General features: G+C 70.8%; 14 protein-coding genes. 9 read left to right on the forward strand and 5 right to left on the reverse strand.

Annotated elements, in window-relative coordinates; translation table 11 throughout:
- Positions 1-149: 149 nt before the first annotated feature.
- Positions 150-1,355, reverse strand: coding sequence for an ROK family protein (locus tag Aut01nite_RS06185; RefSeq protein ID WP_043530420.1), 1,206 nt, complete (start codon positions 1,353-1,355; stop codon positions 150-152).
- A gap of 209 nt (positions 1,356-1,564) precedes the next feature.
- On the opposite strand from Aut01nite_RS06185, the gene Aut01nite_RS06190 reads away from it, so the two are divergent.
- The 3 genes from Aut01nite_RS06190 to Aut01nite_RS06200 all read left to right on the forward strand — a co-directional run bounded on the left by Aut01nite_RS06190 (position 1,565) and on the right by Aut01nite_RS06200 (position 5,210).
- Positions 1,565-3,238 (forward strand): extracellular solute-binding protein, encoded by a 1,674-nt coding sequence (locus Aut01nite_RS06190; RefSeq protein WP_043530418.1) that lies wholly within the window; start codon positions 1,565-1,567, stop codon positions 3,236-3,238.
- A gap of 158 nt (positions 3,239-3,396) precedes the next feature.
- A complete protein-coding gene (locus Aut01nite_RS06195; RefSeq protein ID WP_236643055.1) occupies positions 3,397-4,278 on the forward strand; it encodes an ABC transporter permease in 882 nt (293 codons plus the stop codon).
- Positions 4,275-5,210 (forward strand): carbohydrate ABC transporter permease, encoded by a 936-nt coding sequence (locus Aut01nite_RS06200; RefSeq protein ID WP_052164342.1) that lies wholly within the window; start codon positions 4,275-4,277, stop codon positions 5,208-5,210. The genes Aut01nite_RS06195 and Aut01nite_RS06200 overlap by 4 nt, the downstream gene beginning before the upstream one ends.
- Positions 5,211-5,296: 86 nt before the next feature.
- Here the strand turns inward: Aut01nite_RS06200 and Aut01nite_RS06205 are convergent, their stop codons facing one another.
- Entirely contained in the window at positions 5,297-7,552 is a 2,256-nt protein-coding gene (locus Aut01nite_RS06205; protein WP_052164341.1) for a glycosyl hydrolase family 95 catalytic domain-containing protein, read from the reverse strand.
- A 51-nt stretch (positions 7,553-7,603) separates the two neighbouring features.
- Here Aut01nite_RS06205 and Aut01nite_RS06210 point away from each other — a divergent pair, with 51 nt between their 5' ends.
- Entirely contained in the window at positions 7,604-9,544 is a 1,941-nt protein-coding gene (locus tag Aut01nite_RS06210; RefSeq protein ID WP_152628989.1) for a beta-galactosidase, read from the forward strand.
- 9 nt (positions 9,545-9,553) lie between these two features.
- Here Aut01nite_RS06210 and ftrA read toward each other — a convergent pair whose 3' ends face one another.
- Positions 9,554-10,531 (reverse strand): transcriptional regulator FtrA, encoded by a 978-nt coding sequence (ftrA, locus tag Aut01nite_RS06215; protein WP_043530411.1) that lies wholly within the window; start codon positions 10,529-10,531, stop codon positions 9,554-9,556.
- A gap of 71 nt (positions 10,532-10,602) precedes the next feature.
- Between ftrA and Aut01nite_RS06220 the strand changes: the two genes are divergently transcribed.
- Positions 10,603-11,037, forward strand: a complete 435-nt coding sequence (locus tag Aut01nite_RS06220) for a rhodanese-like domain-containing protein (protein ID WP_052164340.1) — start codon at positions 10,603-10,605, stop codon at positions 11,035-11,037.
- Positions 11,038-11,101: 64 nt separating this feature from the next.
- On the opposite strand, the gene Aut01nite_RS06225 is transcribed toward Aut01nite_RS06220, so the two are convergent.
- Entirely contained in the window at positions 11,102-12,340 is a 1,239-nt protein-coding gene (locus Aut01nite_RS06225) for a D-arabinono-1,4-lactone oxidase (RefSeq protein ID WP_043530424.1), read from the reverse strand.
- A 92-nt stretch (positions 12,341-12,432) separates the two neighbouring features.
- Here Aut01nite_RS06225 and Aut01nite_RS06230 point away from each other — a divergent pair, with 92 nt between their 5' ends.
- The 3 genes from Aut01nite_RS06230 to Aut01nite_RS06240 all read left to right on the forward strand — a co-directional run bounded on the left by Aut01nite_RS06230 (position 12,433) and on the right by Aut01nite_RS06240 (position 15,592).
- Entirely contained in the window at positions 12,433-13,308 is an 876-nt protein-coding gene (locus Aut01nite_RS06230; RefSeq protein WP_043530409.1) for a response regulator, read from the forward strand.
- Between the two features lie 254 nt (positions 13,309-13,562).
- Positions 13,563-14,492, forward strand: coding sequence for an MHYT domain-containing protein (locus tag Aut01nite_RS06235; RefSeq protein WP_043530407.1), 930 nt, complete (start codon positions 13,563-13,565; stop codon positions 14,490-14,492).
- Between the two features lie 113 nt (positions 14,493-14,605).
- Complete coding sequence (locus Aut01nite_RS06240; RefSeq protein WP_043530405.1) at positions 14,606-15,592, forward strand: 3-oxoacyl-ACP synthase III family protein; 987 nt, start codon at positions 14,606-14,608, stop codon at positions 15,590-15,592.
- Positions 15,593-15,602: 10 nt separating this feature from the next.
- Here the strand turns inward: Aut01nite_RS06240 and Aut01nite_RS06245 are convergent, their stop codons facing one another.
- Positions 15,603-15,947 (reverse strand): PRC-barrel domain-containing protein, encoded by a 345-nt coding sequence (locus Aut01nite_RS06245; protein WP_043530404.1) that lies wholly within the window; start codon positions 15,945-15,947, stop codon positions 15,603-15,605.
- A 211-nt stretch (positions 15,948-16,158) separates the two neighbouring features.
- Between Aut01nite_RS06245 and Aut01nite_RS06250 the strand changes: the two genes are divergently transcribed.
- Complete coding sequence (locus Aut01nite_RS06250; RefSeq protein ID WP_043530402.1) at positions 16,159-16,803, forward strand: hypothetical protein; 645 nt, start codon at positions 16,159-16,161, stop codon at positions 16,801-16,803.
- Positions 16,804-16,955 lie beyond the last annotated feature (152 nt).

A 16,955-nucleotide genomic window follows, 5' to 3' on the forward strand; every position in this document is an offset into this window, starting at 1 on the left:
GGGAGGCGCTCCTGAGCGGGACCGCCCCGGGAGGTGTCCCTGAGCGGGACCGGCCCGGGAGGTGTCCCTGAGCGGGAGGCCCCGGGACGCGTCGCCGAACGGGATACCCGAGGAGGAACCATCCTCGAGCGGGACCGTCCGTGAAGGAGTCATCCTCGCGCCGGCAGTGAGCCGGTGTCGATGCGATCCAGGTGGGAGACCGCGCCGCCCAGGGCGGCCGCGTGCAGCCCCAGTGCCGATGTCGTCAGCCGTGCCCCACCGGCGGCGGGCGCCAGGGTGTTGCGGGCCAGCTCCGCCTCGGCCGCCGGGAGGATCCACTCGGCGAGCGCGGCGTAGTGGTCGCCGAGCACGATGATCTCGGGGTTGACCAGGTTGGCCAGGAGCGCCAGGCCCTGCCCGAGGTGGCCGCCGGTGTCCCGGAGCGCGGCCAGCGTCGCCGGATCGCCGGTCCGGGCGCGGATCGCCACCTCTTCGACCGCGGGCGCCAGGTCGGTGTGGGACTCCGGGTCGGATCCGGGCAGCGCCCGGCGGACCAGCGGTTCGATCCCGGCCAGGTCGGCGAGGGTGGGGGCGCCGGCTGGGCCGAGGGTGAACCGGCCGATCTGGCCGGTGAAGCCGCGCGCGCCGTGCAGCAGCCGGCCGTCGGCGACGATGCCCGCCTCGACGCCGGACGCGCCGCTGACGTAGGTGAGGTCGAGCCGCGGGTCGCCGTTGTGCCGGAGTTCGGCGAGGGCGGCGAGGCTGGCCTGGTTGGCGACCGCGATGTCGAGGTCGGGCTGGCGCAGCGATCCGGAGAGCAGGCCGCGGAGATCCAGGTCGGACCAGCCGAGCGGTGGGGACAGCCGGACGGTGCCGCCCTCCTCGACCAGGCCGGGCACGGCCACGGTGATGCCGAGGACCTGCCGGCCCTGCTGGCGGACCCGGCTCGCGGCGCGTTGAGCCAGCGCGGCGATGGCGCTGACCGAGCGTCCGGCCGCGCCGGCGGGGTCGCCGGGCAGGGCGAGTGCCCGGTGCCACAGCAGCAGTTGGTCGCCGGCGAAGTCGAGGGCGAGGGCGGTGAGCCGGTCGGCCGCGACCTGAAGGCCGATCGCGGCGTACGCCGAACCGTCGAGGGCCAGCGCGGTCCCGGGCCGCCCGATCCGGTTGCCGCTGAGGCCGGTCTCGCGCAGCAGCCGCTGTTCGATCAGATGGCCGGTCAGGCTGGAGACGGTGGCCTTGTTGAGGCCTGTCGACGCGGCGATCGAGGCACGTGAGCTGGGCCCGTTGGCGCGCAGATGGCGCAGCACGACCGCCAGGTTCGTGGCGCGAACGTCGGTGAAGTCGGCCGGTTGTGGGTCGGCCCGGGTGGTCTTCACATCAAGCTCCGCTCTCGGCCGGGCGCGCTGCTGTCCGCCTGGTCATTTTGCCGCATCACCGCGGTTCGTCGTCTCCTGCGATCGGCGCCCGCCGCTGGGTGCGCTCCCATTTGGTTCTTGTCGGGTCGTCACCGCTTCGGTTAGCTTGTCTTCGATGTACTTAGTTTAGACGCTAACCAAACTAAACCCATAACGGAAGGTGGTGCGCCGTGGGGAATACGCTTCCGGGCGCGTCGACGAACAGGCGGAACTTCCTCGGGCTGGTCGGACTCGGCGCGGTCTCGCTGGCCAGCGGCGGAACGCTGGCGGGCTGCAGCAAGGAGCCGGGCGCCAAGGGTGCGGCGACCACCGCCGAGCAGGCCGCCGGTGTGGTCCCCACGTTCAAGGACTCCACGCTGCTGCCGCCGGATGTCAAGGGCATCCGGCCGATGGCGGACGGCTATGTGAACTACCCGAAGTCACTCGTCGACGCGATCACCGAGAAGGCGTCCCCGAGCGGCAAGCCGATCACCGCGACCACCCCGTGGTGGGGCCCGGCGCCGCCGGCCGCGAACAAGCTGAACGAGGCCGTCAACGCCGACATGGGCGCGGTGATCAATTTCAGCATCCAGGACGGCAACACCTACGGCGACAAGCTGAACACCCTGCTCGCCGCGCGGGACGTGCCGGAGCTGACCTGCATCCCGGGCTGGGAGATCAACAAGTTGGCCCGGTTCTCCGAGGGCGTGCAGGTGCTCTTCGAGGACCTGACACCGCATCTGGCCGGTGACAAGGTCAACGCGTACCCGCTGCTCGCCGGTCTGGATACCAAGGCCTGGCAGGACTCGGTGTGGGGCGGCAAGCTGATGGCCGTCCCGTTCCCGACCGACGCGCCGTACCCCTCGGTGTTGTTCTACCGCAAGGACGTCGCCGACGAGCGCGGCATCGCGGCGCCGACCACGCTGGACGAGCTCTACGACTTCGGCAAGAAGTTCACCAACCCGGCCAAGGGCGAGTGGGCCTTCGGTGACATCTGGCTCGAGGTGCAGCAGATCTGCGGCGCCGGCGGCTCGGAGAACGGCTGGATCAAGCAGGCCGACGGCAAGGTCGTGCACCGCTACGAGATCCCGGAGTTCAAGCGGGCGCTCGAGTTCATGACCAAGCTCTACGCCGAGAAGCTGATCCACCCCGATCTGGCCGGCAGCGAGGGCGGCGACGTCATGACCCTCTTCAAGGGCGGCAAGATCTTCATGTACGCGACGGGGGGTGGCTCCTGGAAGGAGACGTGGCGCCCGGCCGTGCAGACCAACCCGAAGTTCAACATGCAGGCCGTCAAGGTCTTCGGCGCCGACAAGGGGCAGGCCCCGGTCCGCTGGCAGAGCCGGTCCGCGATCATCTGGACGTTCATCAAGAAGGGCCTCGGCCAGGAGCGGACCCAGGAGCTGCTCCGGGTGCTCAACTACACCGCGGCGCCGATCGGCTCCAAGGAGTGGGAGCTGCAGAACTACGGCGTCGAGGGCACCCACTTCAAGCGGGACGCCAGCGGCGCGCCGGTCACCAACGACCTGTTCGTCAAGGAGTTCGCGAACCAGTACGTCTTCCTCGGCGGGCGCCCGCCGGTGGTGGTCGGCGGCCCGGACATCCCGACCTACGCCAAGGACTTCGTGACCTGGGGCAACGACGCGACGCAGTACCTCGAGAAGAACCCGTGGGACGGCATCAAGGTGGAGACGCCGAGCCAGCAGGCGGCGATCGAGCAGCCGACCCAGGACAAGGTCACCGACATCCTGCGCGGCCGGACCCCGATCAGCGAGTTCGACAAGATCGTGTCGGACTGGAAGGCCGGCGGCGGCGACGCGGCCCGTGACTTCTATGCCAAGGTTCTGGCTGACAACGGGCGATGAGCGAGCTTGCGAGCGAAACGGCTGGCATGGGCGCGCCGTCGTTAGTCTCTGAGCCGCAGGAGACTGTGGTGAAGAAGGCGAAGAAGAAGGTCAAGGTCGTCTCGCGGCAGCAGCTGTCCTTCGGGAAGCGGCTGCGGCGGGACTGGCCGCTGCTGCTGATGTGCCTGCCGGCGATGCTGTTGCTGCTGGTCTTCCACTACGTCCCGGCGCTCGGCAACATCATCGCCTTCCAGGACTACAACCCGTTCGTCGGGGACGACCCGCTGGAAGCGTTCCTGTACAGCGAGTGGATCGGGTTCGGGAACTTCGAGTACCTGTTCAAGAACGCGGCGTTCTGGGACTCGGTGGTCAACACCCTGTCGATCACCGCGTTCCAGCTGGTGTTCTATTTCCCGATCCCGATCTTCCTGGCCATCCTGCTGAACAGCATCCTGTCGCCGCGGATCCGGTCCCTGGTGCAGAGCGTGGTCTACCTGCCGCACTTCTTCAGCTGGGTGCTGGTGGTCTCACTGTTCCAGATGATGATCGGCGGGGCCGGCCTGCTCGCGCAGACGTTGCGGCAGGCCGGGTACACGCCGCCGGACATGATGACCGACCCGGACACCTTCATGTTCCTGATCACCTCGCAGGCGCTCTGGAAGGACGCCGGCTGGGGCATGATCGTCTTCCTGGCGGCGCTCGCGGCCATCGACCCCGCGCTGTACGAGGCGGCCGCCGCAGACGGGGCCGGCCGGTGGCGGCGGATGTGGCACGTCACCCTGCCGGGCCTGCGGTCGGTGATCATCCTGCTGCTCATCCTGCGGCTCGGTGACGCGCTGAACGTCGGCTTCGAGCAGTTCGTGCTGCAACGCGAGATGGTCGGGAGGGAAGCGGCGGAGGTGGTCGACACCTACGTCTACTACCAGGGCATCGCGGTTCAGCAATGGGGTATCGGCGCGGCCGCCGGCCTGTTCAAGGCGGTGATCGGACTCCTGCTGATCGTGGGCGCGAACAAGCTGGCACACCGGTTCGGCGAGCAAGGGATCTACAGGAAGTCATGAGCGCAGACACGGTAATCCGGCCCCGCCGCAACTCGCTCCGCCCGGTGTGGGAGGAGAAACCCACGCTGATCGGCCAGTTCGGCAAGGGCGCGATCCTCACCGTGGTGGTGCTGGCCGTGCTGGTGCCACTCTGGACGGTCGCGGTCACCAGCCTCTCGTCCGAGAAGACGATCAACGAGGCGGGTGGCTACGTCTTCATCCCGCGGGAGTTCAACCCGTCCGCGTACGTGGTGATCTTCTCGGGCGGGCAGGTGACCGACGCGATCCTGGTGAGCACCATCGTCACGGTCGCCGGCACGGCGCTCAGCCTGATCGTCACGGTGCTGGCGGCGTACGGCCTCTCCCGGCCCGGCACCCTGGGGCACCGCGGGATCCTGTTCTACTTCCTGCTCACGTTCCTGATCTACCCCGGCATGATCCCCAGCTACCTGGTGGTCACCGGCCTGGGTCTGAAGGACAACCTGCTCTCGCTGATCCTGCCGACCGCGATCAGCGCGTTCAACCTGGTCGTGCTCCGGGCGTTCTTCATGAGCATCCCCGGCGAACTGTACGACAGCGCGCGCATCGACGGCGCCGGTGAGCTGCGCATCCTCACCCGGATCGTGCTGCCGTTGTCCAAGGCGGTGACCGCGGTGGTCGGCCTGTTCTACGCGGTCGGGTACTGGAACGCGTTCTTCAACGCGATCCTCTACATCGACCGCAGCGACCTGCAGCCGGTCCAGCGGGTGCTCCAGCAGTTCATCCTGGCCGGCCAGTCCCCGGCCACCTCGGGCGCGGCCGTCGCGATCCCGGGTCTGGGTTCGTCGGTGCCGCCGAGCCTGGCGATCAAGATGGCCGTCGTGGTGGTCACCATCGTGCCCGCCCTGATCATCTACCCGTTCATCCAGCGTCACTTCACCAAGGGCGTGATCATCGGCGCCGTCAAGGGCTGATCGTCCGCGCTGCCGTCCCCGGGGAGGGGACGGCAGCGCGGAACGGAGTCAGACCAGCGGCGCGGAGCGCAAGTCACCCGCGCCCGCTAGGCGCCGACCCGGTGCCGTTGCGTACCTGTTTCGGTGAGGATCGTCGGCACTGCCGCGGCCAGGTGTACCGTCGCGGCGCCCCACGGATGGCTGATCTCGGCCGTCCGGTCGGTCGCGGAGACCAGCACCGCCCGGAACGAATCCGCCGTCCAGGTCAGGTCGACGGTGACGGGGCCACGGGCGACCAGGCCGCGGACGCTGCCGGTGGGCCAGGCCGCGGGCAGGGCGGGCAGCAGGTCGATGCGGGCCGTGCCGTCCGGGCCGACGTCGCGGCTGCGCAGGATCATGGCGACGACCAGGGCGGGGAAACCGCCGGCCAGGTCCACGTTGAACATGTGGTCGCGGTTGTGGGTGGGTACCAGGTTGGGGCGCCAGTAGGCGTCGGCGATGCGGGTCAGGGCCGCGTACGCCTCCTCGGCCAGCCCCAGATGCGCCGCGGCGACGCCGAGCAGGGCGAGGCCGTACCCCATCTCGTCGGAGGCCTCGCTCAGCCACCACCGCAACCGGGATCGCACCGCCCGCACCGCCGCCGCGCGCAGCGCCGGGTCGGCGTCGAACGCCGGGTCGCCGCCGTAGTAGAACGGGTACAGGTGGCTGCAGTGCCGGTGCTCGTGGTTGTCCGGGAACCGGCTGTCGATCCATTCGGCGAGCTCCCCGGCGTCGTTGATCCGGTACGGCGGCAGCGCCGCCAGCGACGCTCGCCACCTCTCCTGATCAGGATCGGTCACCCCGAGGATCTCCGTGATGTCGAGGAGCCCGCGCAGCAGGGCGCCGACCGCCTGCACGTCCAGGGTGGCGTCGACGGTGGCCTGGTCGCCGCTGTGACCGGGGTCGTTCTCGGGGGAGTAGGACGGGCTGAACCGGACCCGGCCGTCGACGATCTCGGTGAAGCCCAGATGGAAGGCGGCGGTCTCGCGCAGGAACGGCCACGCGCGTTCGCGCAGGAAGGAAAGGTCGCCGGTGTGCTGCCAGTGCTCCAGGTAGAGGCGGGCCAGCCAGGCCGCGCCCGCGGTCCAGAACGTCAGGCACCAGATCGGGCCGAAGTGGTTCTGCCTGCCGTGCGTGCCGAGATGTGCGGGCGCGAAGAGGCCGGGCACGCCATAGAGGCGGCGGGCGTTCTCCCGGAAGTCGCCGGTCAGGTCGTCGAGCAGGTCGAACAGTGGCGGCATCAGCTCGGGTGTGCCGGTGGAGTGCACGGCGAGCAGCGCCGCCTGCAGATTCCCGTCGATGGTCCAGCCGCTGCGCCACGGCGGCGAGTACGTGCCGCTCCACACTCCCTGCAGGGTCGGCGGGCGGGTGCCGGTGCTGCTGATGATCGCGTACCGGCCGGCGTCGAAGAGCCGCTGCGCGAACCCGCCGCAGAGGTCGAGATGGACCCGTTCGTAGAGGTCGCGGTGGGTGGGCGCGTGCCTGGCCAGCAATTCGTCGAAGCTTCCGGTGGGCAGGGCGGCGAGGGCTGCGGCGGGCGTCCGCGTTCCGGTCACGGTTCGAGCGACGATCAAGACCCCTTCTTGCGTACGCCGTACGCGCACCGCCACGGTCCACCCCTCTCCGGCTCCGCGTGGTGAGTGGGGGTCGGTACGACGGCCTAAGTCGACACGCGGGAAGGGGGTGAAGCGGCCGGTGAGGACCAGGTCGTCGCCGAGGCGGTCGAGGGTGAAGTCGATCGGGCGCTCCGGGGTGCCGTCGATCGGCGCGAGACCGACCGTTCCGTCCGTCCCGGTGATCCGGATGATCAGCGCGTCGTCCGGCCGGGACACGAACGCGTCGACCACGACCCCCCGGCTGGTTCTCCGGGCTGTCTCGGCGGGCGTGAGACAGTCCGGAGAACCAGCCGGATTCCACGTCTGCCGGACCACACCGGTGGCGAAGTCGGTGCCACGCAGATAGCCGTCGCCCGGGGACGCCGGGGTGAAAGTCAGCGTTCCGGCGCCGATCAGCGGATCTATCCAGCGTGTTTCCCCGTACCCCGGATGCTCGTCGACGGCGAGGTCGCACACCGCGCGAGCCGCGTCGCGGAACCGGTCGGCGTCGAGGAGCTCGCGCAGGCGCGGCAGCGCCGGGGCCGTGTGCGGCGCCGGAAGCGGCTCGGTGACCGGCTGGAACAGGTCCTCGTGGGCGAGGGTGAACCGCAGCGCCGCCGGCGAGCCGTGGCAGAGGGCGCCCTGCCGGCCGTTGCCGCTGATCAGCGCGTGCTCCCAGTCCTCGGCGGTCTGGTCGTCACGGAAGGACGGATTGACGTTGCTCTGCACAGCTCATACTTTGTTTAGCGGTCAAACTAAATGTCAAGGGTGGGTACGCGGATGATCTACTTCGGTGGCGACTACAACCCGGAGCAGTGGCCGGCGGACGTGGTGGAAGAGGACGTCGCGCTGATGCGGCGGGCCGGCGTCAACATCGCCACCGTCGGCGTCTTCTCCTGGTCCGATCTGGAGCCCGAGCCGGGGCGGTACGAGTTCGGCTGGCTGGACCGGGTGCTCGGCCGGCTGCACGACGCCGGCATCGGAGTCGCGCTCGCCACCCCGACCGCGTCGCCGCCGCCCTGGTTCACCCTCGCCCACCCGGGGGCGATGCCGGTCACCGCCGACGGGGTCCGGCTCACGCACGGTAGCCGGGACACCTATTGCGTCTCCGCCCCCGCCTATCGCGCCGCCGCCCGCAACATCGTCGCCGAGCTGGCCGAACGCTACGCCCACCACCCTGCGCTGACGATGTGGCACGTGCACAACGAGTACGGGACCGACTGCCGCTGTGACGTCACCGCCGCCGCGTTCCGCAGCTGGCTGGAGAAGAAGCACGGCGACCTGGACGTGCTGAACGAGGTGTGGACCACGTCGTTCTGGAGCCAGCGCTACTCGGACTGGGCGCAGATCATGCCGCCGCGCGCCACCCAGTACCTGCCGAACCCGGCGCACGTCCTGGACTTCCGCCGGTTCCTCTCCGACGAGCTGCTCGGCGGCTTCATCGAGCAGCGGGACCTGCTCCGCGCCGCCAACCCGGACGTGCCGATCACCACCAACTTCGTGCAGGGCGGCTGGGTCAGCGTGGACCACGCGCGGTGGGCCGGGGAGGTCGACATCGTCGCGGTCGACCACTACCCGGCCGCGACCGGCGCCGGCGCCGACGCGGAGACCGCGTTCGGCGGCGATCTGGCGCGCGGCTGGGGCCGGGGCTCGTGGCTGCTGATGGAGACCGCGCCGAACCTGATCTACACGCCCGGCCGGATGCACGCCAAGGAGCCGGGGCAGCTCACCCGCAACAGCCTCGACTACGTGGCCCGGGGCTCACGCGGCGCGATGTACTTCCAGTGGCGGCAGCCGCGCGGCGGGGCCGAACTGTTCCACTCGGCGCTGGTGCCGCACGCCGGGCCGGACAGCCCGGTCTTCCGGGAGGCGGTCGGCCTCGGCCGCACGCTGAAGGCGCTGGCCCCGCGGCTTCCCGAGGAGCCGCCGGCGGCCCGGGTGGCGGTGGCCTGGGACGCGCCGTCGTGGTGGGCGCTGCAGGGCGGCGGACTGCCGTCCGCGGAGATCGACTACCTGACGGCGGTGCAGCAGGCGCACCGGGTGCTGCACCGGTCGGGGCTGGCGGTCGACTTCGTGTTCCCCGGGATGGACGATCTGCGGGAGCGGCTCACGGCGTACGACATGGTGGTCCTTCCGCACCTGTTCCTGGTCTCCGACGAGGCCGCGGCGGCGCTGCGCGACTTCGTCGCGAGCGGCGGGCATCTGGTGGTCGATCACCTCAGCGGCATCGCCGACCCGGCCGGCCGGATCCGCCTCGGCGGATATCCCGGGGCCTTCCGCGACGTCCTCGGCCTGCGGGTGGTCGAGTGGCGGCCCCTGGCCGGCGGTACGCCCATCGCGCTGGACAACGGCGACCGGGGGATCCGCTGGAGCGAGCGGGTCGAGACAGCCGGCGCCGAGACCCTGGTCCGCTACGCCGGGGACGTGCTGGCCGGCGCCCCGGCGATCACCCGCAACCGGCATGGCGCCGGAACCGCCTGGTACGTCTCGCCCGGCCTGGACGACGACGCGCTGGGCCGGATCCTGGACCGGGTCGCCGCCGAGGCCGGGGTGACGCCGGTGCTGCCCGGACTGCCGCCGCACCTCACCGCGGTCCGTCGCGGCGACCTGCTCTTCCTCTTCAACCACGGCGACGTGCCGGGGACCGTGGCGCTGCCCGGCTCCGACCCGGTGACGGTGCAGCCCGGCGGCTTCCAGTGTGTCGAGTCCGGGCGCGTATGACGGCCGGACTCAGCCGGCGGTGGTGGTGAAGGCGCGGCGGTAGGCCGACGGGGAGGTGCGGACGATCTGGGTGAAGTGGTGCCGGAAGGTGACCACCGACTCGAAACCGACCGCCGCCGCCACCTCCTCGATCGGCGACCCGGTCGTCTCCAGCAGGGCGAGGCTCGCGTTCACCCGCTGGTTGATCAGCCAGCGGATCGGCGTGGTGCCGGTGGCTCGGGCGAAATGCCGCAGATAGGTGCGCGACGACATGTGCGCCCGCCGCGCCAGCACCTCCACCGTGATCGGCGCGGTCAGGTTGCCGAGCGCCCACTCCATGCTGCGGGCCAGCCGGTCGTCGGCCGGATCGTCGGCCACCGGTGCCTCGATGAACTGGGCCTGCCCGCCGTCCCGGTGCGGCTGCACGACGAGGCGGCGCGCCACCGCGTTGGCGATCGCCGGGCCGTGGTCACGGCGCACCACGTGCAGGCACAGATCCAGGCCGGCGGCGCTGCCCGCGCTGGTCAGCACGTCACCGTCGTCGAGGTAGAGGACGTCGGCGTCCACCTCGACCGACGGGTACCGCTCGCGCAGCCGGTCCGCGTACCGCCAGTGGGTGGTGGCCCGGCGGCCGTCCAGCAGGCCGGCGCCGGCCAGCGCGAACGCTCCCGAGCAGATGGACATGATGCGGGCGCCGCGGGCGTGCGCCGCGCGCAAAGCGGCCACCAGTGCCGGGGAGGGGTCGGCGCGGACGTCCGGCACGCCTGGCACGATCAGCGTCTCGGCGGCGGCGAACGTGTCCAGGCCGTGTTCGGTGGACAGGGACGCGCCGCCGACCACCCGGAGCGGGCCGGGGGTCTCGGCGCAGATGGTGAGGTCGTACCAGGGGCGGTCGAACTCGGGGCGGGGCAGGCCGAACACCTCGGTGACGATGCCCATCTCGAAGACCGACATCCCGTCGTACGCCAGGGCGGTGACCGACGGGCCGCGTGGGCCGATGTGCAGCATGGCGGAATCTTAGCGGTGGATGGCCTTCGCGCCACTGGGCCGGCGTCTCGGGGAACGGCACGATCTCCCGTATGACCAGCGCCATCGAGCACTTCAGCAACCGGCTTCGTTTCGAGACCGACGTCAGCGACGTCCAGCAGGAGCTCGCCACCGGCAAGGCCGGCTTCGTGCTCGTCGACACCCGCAACGTCGCATCGTGGGACCAAGGTCGCATCGCGGGCGCGATCCACCTGCCCACTCGCGAGATCGCGGGCCGCGCCGCCGAGCTCGTGCCGGCCGGCAGCGCGGTCGTCACCTACTGCTGGGGGCCCGGCTGCAACGGGGCGACCAAGGCCGCGCTCGCCTTCGCCACCCTGGGCTACGAGGTGAAGGAGATGATCGGCGGGTACGAGTACTGGGTCCGGGAGGGCTTCCCGGTGAGCGACGGCAAGGGGGAGTGGTCCCGCCCCGCCGACGAGCTGACCACCCCCATCGGCGCCCGCGCCGGCGCCGCCTGCGGCTGCTGACCCGCCGGCCGGCTGCCGCCTGTGGCTTTCGGGCCGGACGGTCCGAAAGCCACAGGCGGTCGCGTCAGCCGAGGAGGCCGTCGAGCCACGGATTGCGGAAGACGCCCTTCGGGTCGAAGCGGGCGACCAGGGCGGCGAAATCGGCGAACCGGGGGTACGCCGCACGCAGCCCGGACGGCTCGGCGGTGAAGATCTTGCCCCAGTGCGGGCGGGCGCCGAGCGGGCCGAGGACCGCCTCCAGATCGGCGACGACCGGCAGGACCGCCTCGGTGTCGGCGATCCAGGTGAAGTGCAGGGCCAGGCTGTCCCGGTCGTGGTTGGGGCTGAGCCAGAGGTCGTCGGCGGCGATCGTCCGGATCTCGCACACCTGAAGGACCGCCGCGACCCGTTCGCGCAGGCCGGCCACCGCCGCGAGCGCGGCCCGGCCGGCGGCCCGCGGCACGTGCCACTCCGACTGCAGCTCCTCACCGCTGCTCGGGGTGAACTCCATCCGGAAATGCGGCAGCCGGGCGTGCCACGGGCCGGACACGCCGCCCTGCTCGGTGCAGTTCTCCGCCGGCATGCCGGGCACCGGGTGCCGGGGACCGTCCGCGGGCCGCGCGCCGAAGAGATCGCCGGCCAGCGGCTCGGCCCGCTTGAGCCACACCTGGTCGATGTCCTCGCCGGTCCAGCGGGTGAAGAGGCTGACGCTGTACCCGGCCGACAGGATCTCGTCGAGGTGGTCGTCCAAGGCGTTGCCGGGCAGGTTCTCGTAGACGTACTGCCGCAGCTCGAAGGCGGGCACCACGTCGAGAGTGAGGGCCACGACGACGCCCAGCGCGCCCAGCCCGGCCACCGCGCCGGCGAAGTCGGGATGTGCCCGGTCCAGCACCGCGATCGACCCGTCGGCGCGGAGGATCTCCAGCCCGGAGACCGCGGTGGCCAGGTTGCCGTGCCGCACCCCGGAACCGTGGGTGGCGGTGGCGACCGCCCCGGCCACCGAGATGTGCGGCAGGGAGGCCATGTTGTGCAGGGCCAGGCCCTCGGCGGCGAGGACGCCGGCCAGCTCGCCGTACCGGATGCCGCCGTCGACGCGCACCGCACCGCGGTCGGCGGCGATCTCGACGGTCCGCGGCAGCCCGGCCAGCGAGATCAGGGCGCCGTCGGTGTCGGCGAGCCGGTTGAACGAGTGGCCGCTGCCGAGCACCCGCAGGCGGTCCGCGCCGGCGACCACCTCCCGCAGCTCGGCGAGGGATTCCGGACGATGCACCCGATCGGTCCCGAAGACGACGTTTCCGGCCCAGTTGGTCAGACGTTCCCGCATCGCCACACCGTATGGCCTGTTCACGGCCCCGGCAAAGATGATCCGCGTTAAGTTGAGATCGCTTCGGGTACGGGTTCGAGGGGGTGCAAGGCATGGCGTCGATCGTGGTGGCCGAGGACGACACCGACATCGCCCAGCTCCTGGACACGGTGCTGAGCAACGCCGGGCACACGGTGCGGACCGCGCCGACCGGCCCGGCGGCTCTGGACATGATCGCCGAGGCGGGCCCGGACCTGGTCATCCTGGACCACCACATGCCCGGCATGAGCGGCCTGGACGTCGCCACCCGGCTGCGCGGCGAGGCGGCCACCGCGGACATCCCGGTGATCATGCTGTCCGCCGCCGCGCCGGCCGCCGCCCGCGGTCTGTGCGACGTGACGATCTCCAAGCCGGTGCGCCCGAAGCACGTGGTGGAGGCGGCCAACGAGCTGCTCGCGTCCCGGAACGGCAGCGAGCCGGCCGAGCACCCGCCCCCCGACGCGGCCGCCCAGCTGGTCGACGTGGAGCGCCTGCTCGCGGTCTCCGACTTCCTCACCCGGCCGGCCCACGCCGAGGCCCTGGACTCGTTCGCCGAGCGGCTCACCGAGCTGACCGGGGCGCCGACCGCGGCGATCACCCTGGTGCTCAACGACAGCGTGGTGGTGGCCGGCTCGCACGGCATGCCACGCTGGGTGCGCGAGGCCGGCGGCGTGCCGGTGGAGTGGTCACCGGACACCATCGTGGTGGCCGAGGACGTGCCGGTGCTGATCGGTGACAGCTCGGCCGACGAGGAGTACGCGGCTTCGCCGCTGTTCGCGGTGAGCGGGGTGCGCTCGTACGCCAGCGTGCCGCTCAACTCCGCCGAGGGCCATGTGGTCGGAACCCTGTGTGTGATGGACGAGACACCGGGTACCTGCACCGAGGACACGGTGCAGATCCTGCACTCGCAGCGGGCGCATGCGCTGGTCCTGCTGGCCCGTGCGGGCTGAACGGGTAACCGAGCCGTCGTTACCCAAAGTTATATTGGTTCGTACTGTTCCGATGTGATCACTGTGTGGCATTCTGTGCCTTTACGTGGCTGAACATGCGGGAAATCGCGGGGTCTCACGTTTGGAATGATCCAAATCGAGATCCGCTGCACGTTCTGCCGTAACGCAACGTGCGTCACAATCAGTCACGCACATGGCGGGGGTGAGGGCAGGATGCAGCCCGGCGGAATCGCGAACGAGAGGAACGGCGCGAGATGGCGCAGATCCATCATTTTGAGTACGGGGCGCTGACGCCCACGGTCAGTTACATCCTCTCGGTGCTCGGGTCACTGCTCGGCCTCACCAGCGCGGTGCGGCTGCGCTCGTCGAAGACCGGCGGCGAACGGTTCTGGTGGCTGACCCTGGCCGCGGTCGCCATCGGCGCAACCGGCATCTGGAGCATGCACTTCGTGGCGATGCTCGGCTTCGACGTCGAGGGCACGCCGATCCGTTACGACATCGGCCTCACCGCGGCCAGCGCGATCATCGCCCTGGCCTCGGTCGGTGTGGGCCTGGCCATCGCACTGCTCGGCAAGACCGCGTCGAAGGCCCGGATCCTGATCGGCGGCGTCCTCGCCGGTCTCGGCGTCGGCGCCATGCACTACACCGGCATGGCGGCGATGGAGCTGCGCGGCGAGATCCACTACTCCGGCCGTGAGGTCGCCGCCTCGATCGCCATCGCCGTGGTGGCGGCCACCGTCGCGCTCTGGCTCACCCTGGTGGTCAGCAAGCCGATCGCGATCTTCGCGTCCGCTCTGGTGATGGGCGTCGCGGTCAACGGCATGCACTTCACCGGCATGCTCGCGATGTCGGTGACGTCCGAGGAGAACACCTTCGGCTCGGTCGAGGGCGCCACCGCCTCCGGCCTGCTCGTGCCGGTCGGCGTGGCGGTCGTCTTCGCGATCATCGGCATGGGGTACGCCCTGGTGTCCGCTCCCACCGAGGAGGACCGGGCCGCCGCCGATTACCTACGGCAACGTATCGACAGTCGGCACGCGGCCGAGGCGGCGCAGCGCGCGCAGCAGCAGCAGGCCGTTCCGTTCGGCGGCGCGCCGGCCGGTCAGCAGCAGCCCCCGCAGCCCGGCCGGGCCGGGCGGACCACCCTCGGCGACGGCTCCTGGACCTATCGGGACCGCTCCCAGTAAGCCGACCGTCCGCACTTTGCCGACCGAACCGCCAGGTGATCGAACCGCACGTCACCACCCTGCGTGAGTAGGGTTCGCAGGGCAAGAAACTGCAGGTGGACCTGGGGGTAGCAGTGGCGGTCGGGATTCTCGGAACTGGTTCCTACCTTCCGGCGCGAGTGGTGACGAACGTCGATCTTCGTACCCTCGTGCCGGACGCGGACCCGGAATGGGTCGCCCGCAAGACCCTCATCGAGGCACGCCGGTTCGCGGCCCCCGAAGAGGCGGCGTCGGACCTCGCCGCGAACGCCGCCCGGGCGGCGCTGGAGCGGGCCGGGGTCACCGCGGACGAGATCGATTACATCATCGTCTCCACGTCCACCGGTGACTCTCCGCAACCGCCGACGTCCAACCTGGTTCAGGACATGATCGGTGCCACCCGCGCCGCGTGCTTCGACGTCAACGCGGTCTGCGCCGGATTCGTCTTCGCTCTCGGCGTGGCCAACGGCCTGGTCCGGACCGACCCGGACGCGCGGGTCCTGGTGATCGCCTCGGACATCTACTCGCGGATCCTCGACTTCGGCGACCGGCGGACCGCCGTGCTCTTCGGCGATGGGGCCGGCGCCGCGGTGGTGGGGCGGGTTCCCGACGGCTACGGCATCGTCGACCTCGACCTGTCGTCCCGCGGCGAGGCCAACGGCCTGATCTACGTCAAGGGCGGCGGCAGCCGGCTGCCGGCGTCGCCGGAGACGGTCGAGGCCGGTGACCATTACTTCCGGATGAACGGCCGCGGGGTACGGGACTTCGTGGCCTCCGCGGTGCCGCCGGCGCTCGACGAGCTGCTGCTGCGCAACGAGCTCAAGCCGGAGGACGTCGACCACTTCGTCCCGCACCAGGCCAACGGCATCATGCTGCGGGAGCTGGTGGAGGCGGTCGGCTTCCAGAACGCGCACACCCACCTCACCCTGCCCCGGTACGGCAACGTGGGCAGCGCCTCGCTCCCGGTCACCCTGGACGAGGCGAACCGCAACGGCTCGCTGCGCGACGGCCAGCTGGTGCTGCTGGCCGGGTTCGGCGGCGGCATGTCGATGGGCGCCTGCCTGCTGCGCTGGGGTCGCTGAACCCCGGGTCCTACCGAGGCTGGATGAGCCACTCCCACGCGCGCCGCAGGCCGGTGGAGTGGCTCTCCGTCAGGCCGGTGGGCGTGTCGGCGCTCGGGACGGCGAGCCGGCCGGCCGGCTCGGCGACGATCACGCCTCGCTCGAACAGCCCGTCCACCTGGTCGCCGGCCGCGAACCGGTGCCCGTCCCCGGTCTTGATCAGCAGGCCGTGAAAGACGTTCGTGTGCTCGTCGGAGAGCACGTGGTCGACGGTGCCGACCTGGTCGCCGGATCGGTCGTAGACGGCCGTGCCGTCGCCCACGACCAGGTAGGAGACCGGGGCTCCGAGGTCCTCGGGTGCCGTGTTCGATGTCATGACGCCGTGTTTTACCCGGCTACGGGGCAATTCAGCCGACCTCGGCAACATCATCTTTTCGGTTGAGCCGATCTAAACGTTTTGTCCGGATTATCTTTTTCACGGCGAAACGCTGCTGAAAACATCTGCTTTCACATGGAATCCGCCTACTGTCCGTTTTGTCGAAGCCCGCCGAATATGGCGGGCGGACTCAGGCACTGGAGGAATTCGAATGCAGAAGACACGGCGACTCGGCGCGATCATCGCCTTGGCCACGGCGGCTTTCGGGATGGCGAGCACCGTCACCGCGGCCCCGGCCACCGCGTTCCCCCGCGGCCCGCAGCCGGTGTCGAACTGGCTCCAGTCGGTGCGGGCGAACACCGGAAGCTGGGTGACCATCCAGTGGCGTACCGACCGGCCGGTCTGTGACGCGGAGGTCCAGGTCCGCGGTGACCGGGTCCGCGTCGACTACCCCGGCTTCCGGCGGTCGGCGACCTTCTCCCGCGGCGACTCGCTCCGTCCGGGGCGCACCGACTTCACCCGGGTCCGCGTCACGCCGTACCAGCAGCGGCCGGGCGTGACGCGGCTGTGGGCGACCATCACGTACGACGAGTGCGGCTTCCGGGCGCGCACCCAGACGCGCACGGCGGCGCTCTCGCTGCCCGTGCTGCGCAACACCGGCCCGGTTGGGCAGGGCGGTCCGGGCGTTCCCGGATACGGCCAGCCGGGTGGCCCGAACCACGGCGGCCCCGGCGCTCCGGGGCACGACGGTTGGGGCGAGGGTCCGCAGGGTCCGCAGGGACCCCGTGGCCCGCAGGGCCAGCAGGGAACGGGTCAGAGCGGTCCTGGCGGCAACCAGGGCGGCACGTACAACTGATCACCGGTTCTCCCGGCCGGCTCGCACAACACGCCCGGCCGTTGTTCGACAACGGCCGGGCGTCACACTTTTCGCCTGCCGATGCCGTGCATTTCCGGAATGGCGAAACTGCCCGCCGAGCACAATGCTCGGCGGGCAGTGAGCCTTTTCAA

The organism is Actinoplanes utahensis (assembly GCF_016862455.1).
GTDB lineage: Bacteria > Actinomycetota > Actinomycetes > Mycobacteriales > Micromonosporaceae > Actinoplanes > Actinoplanes utahensis.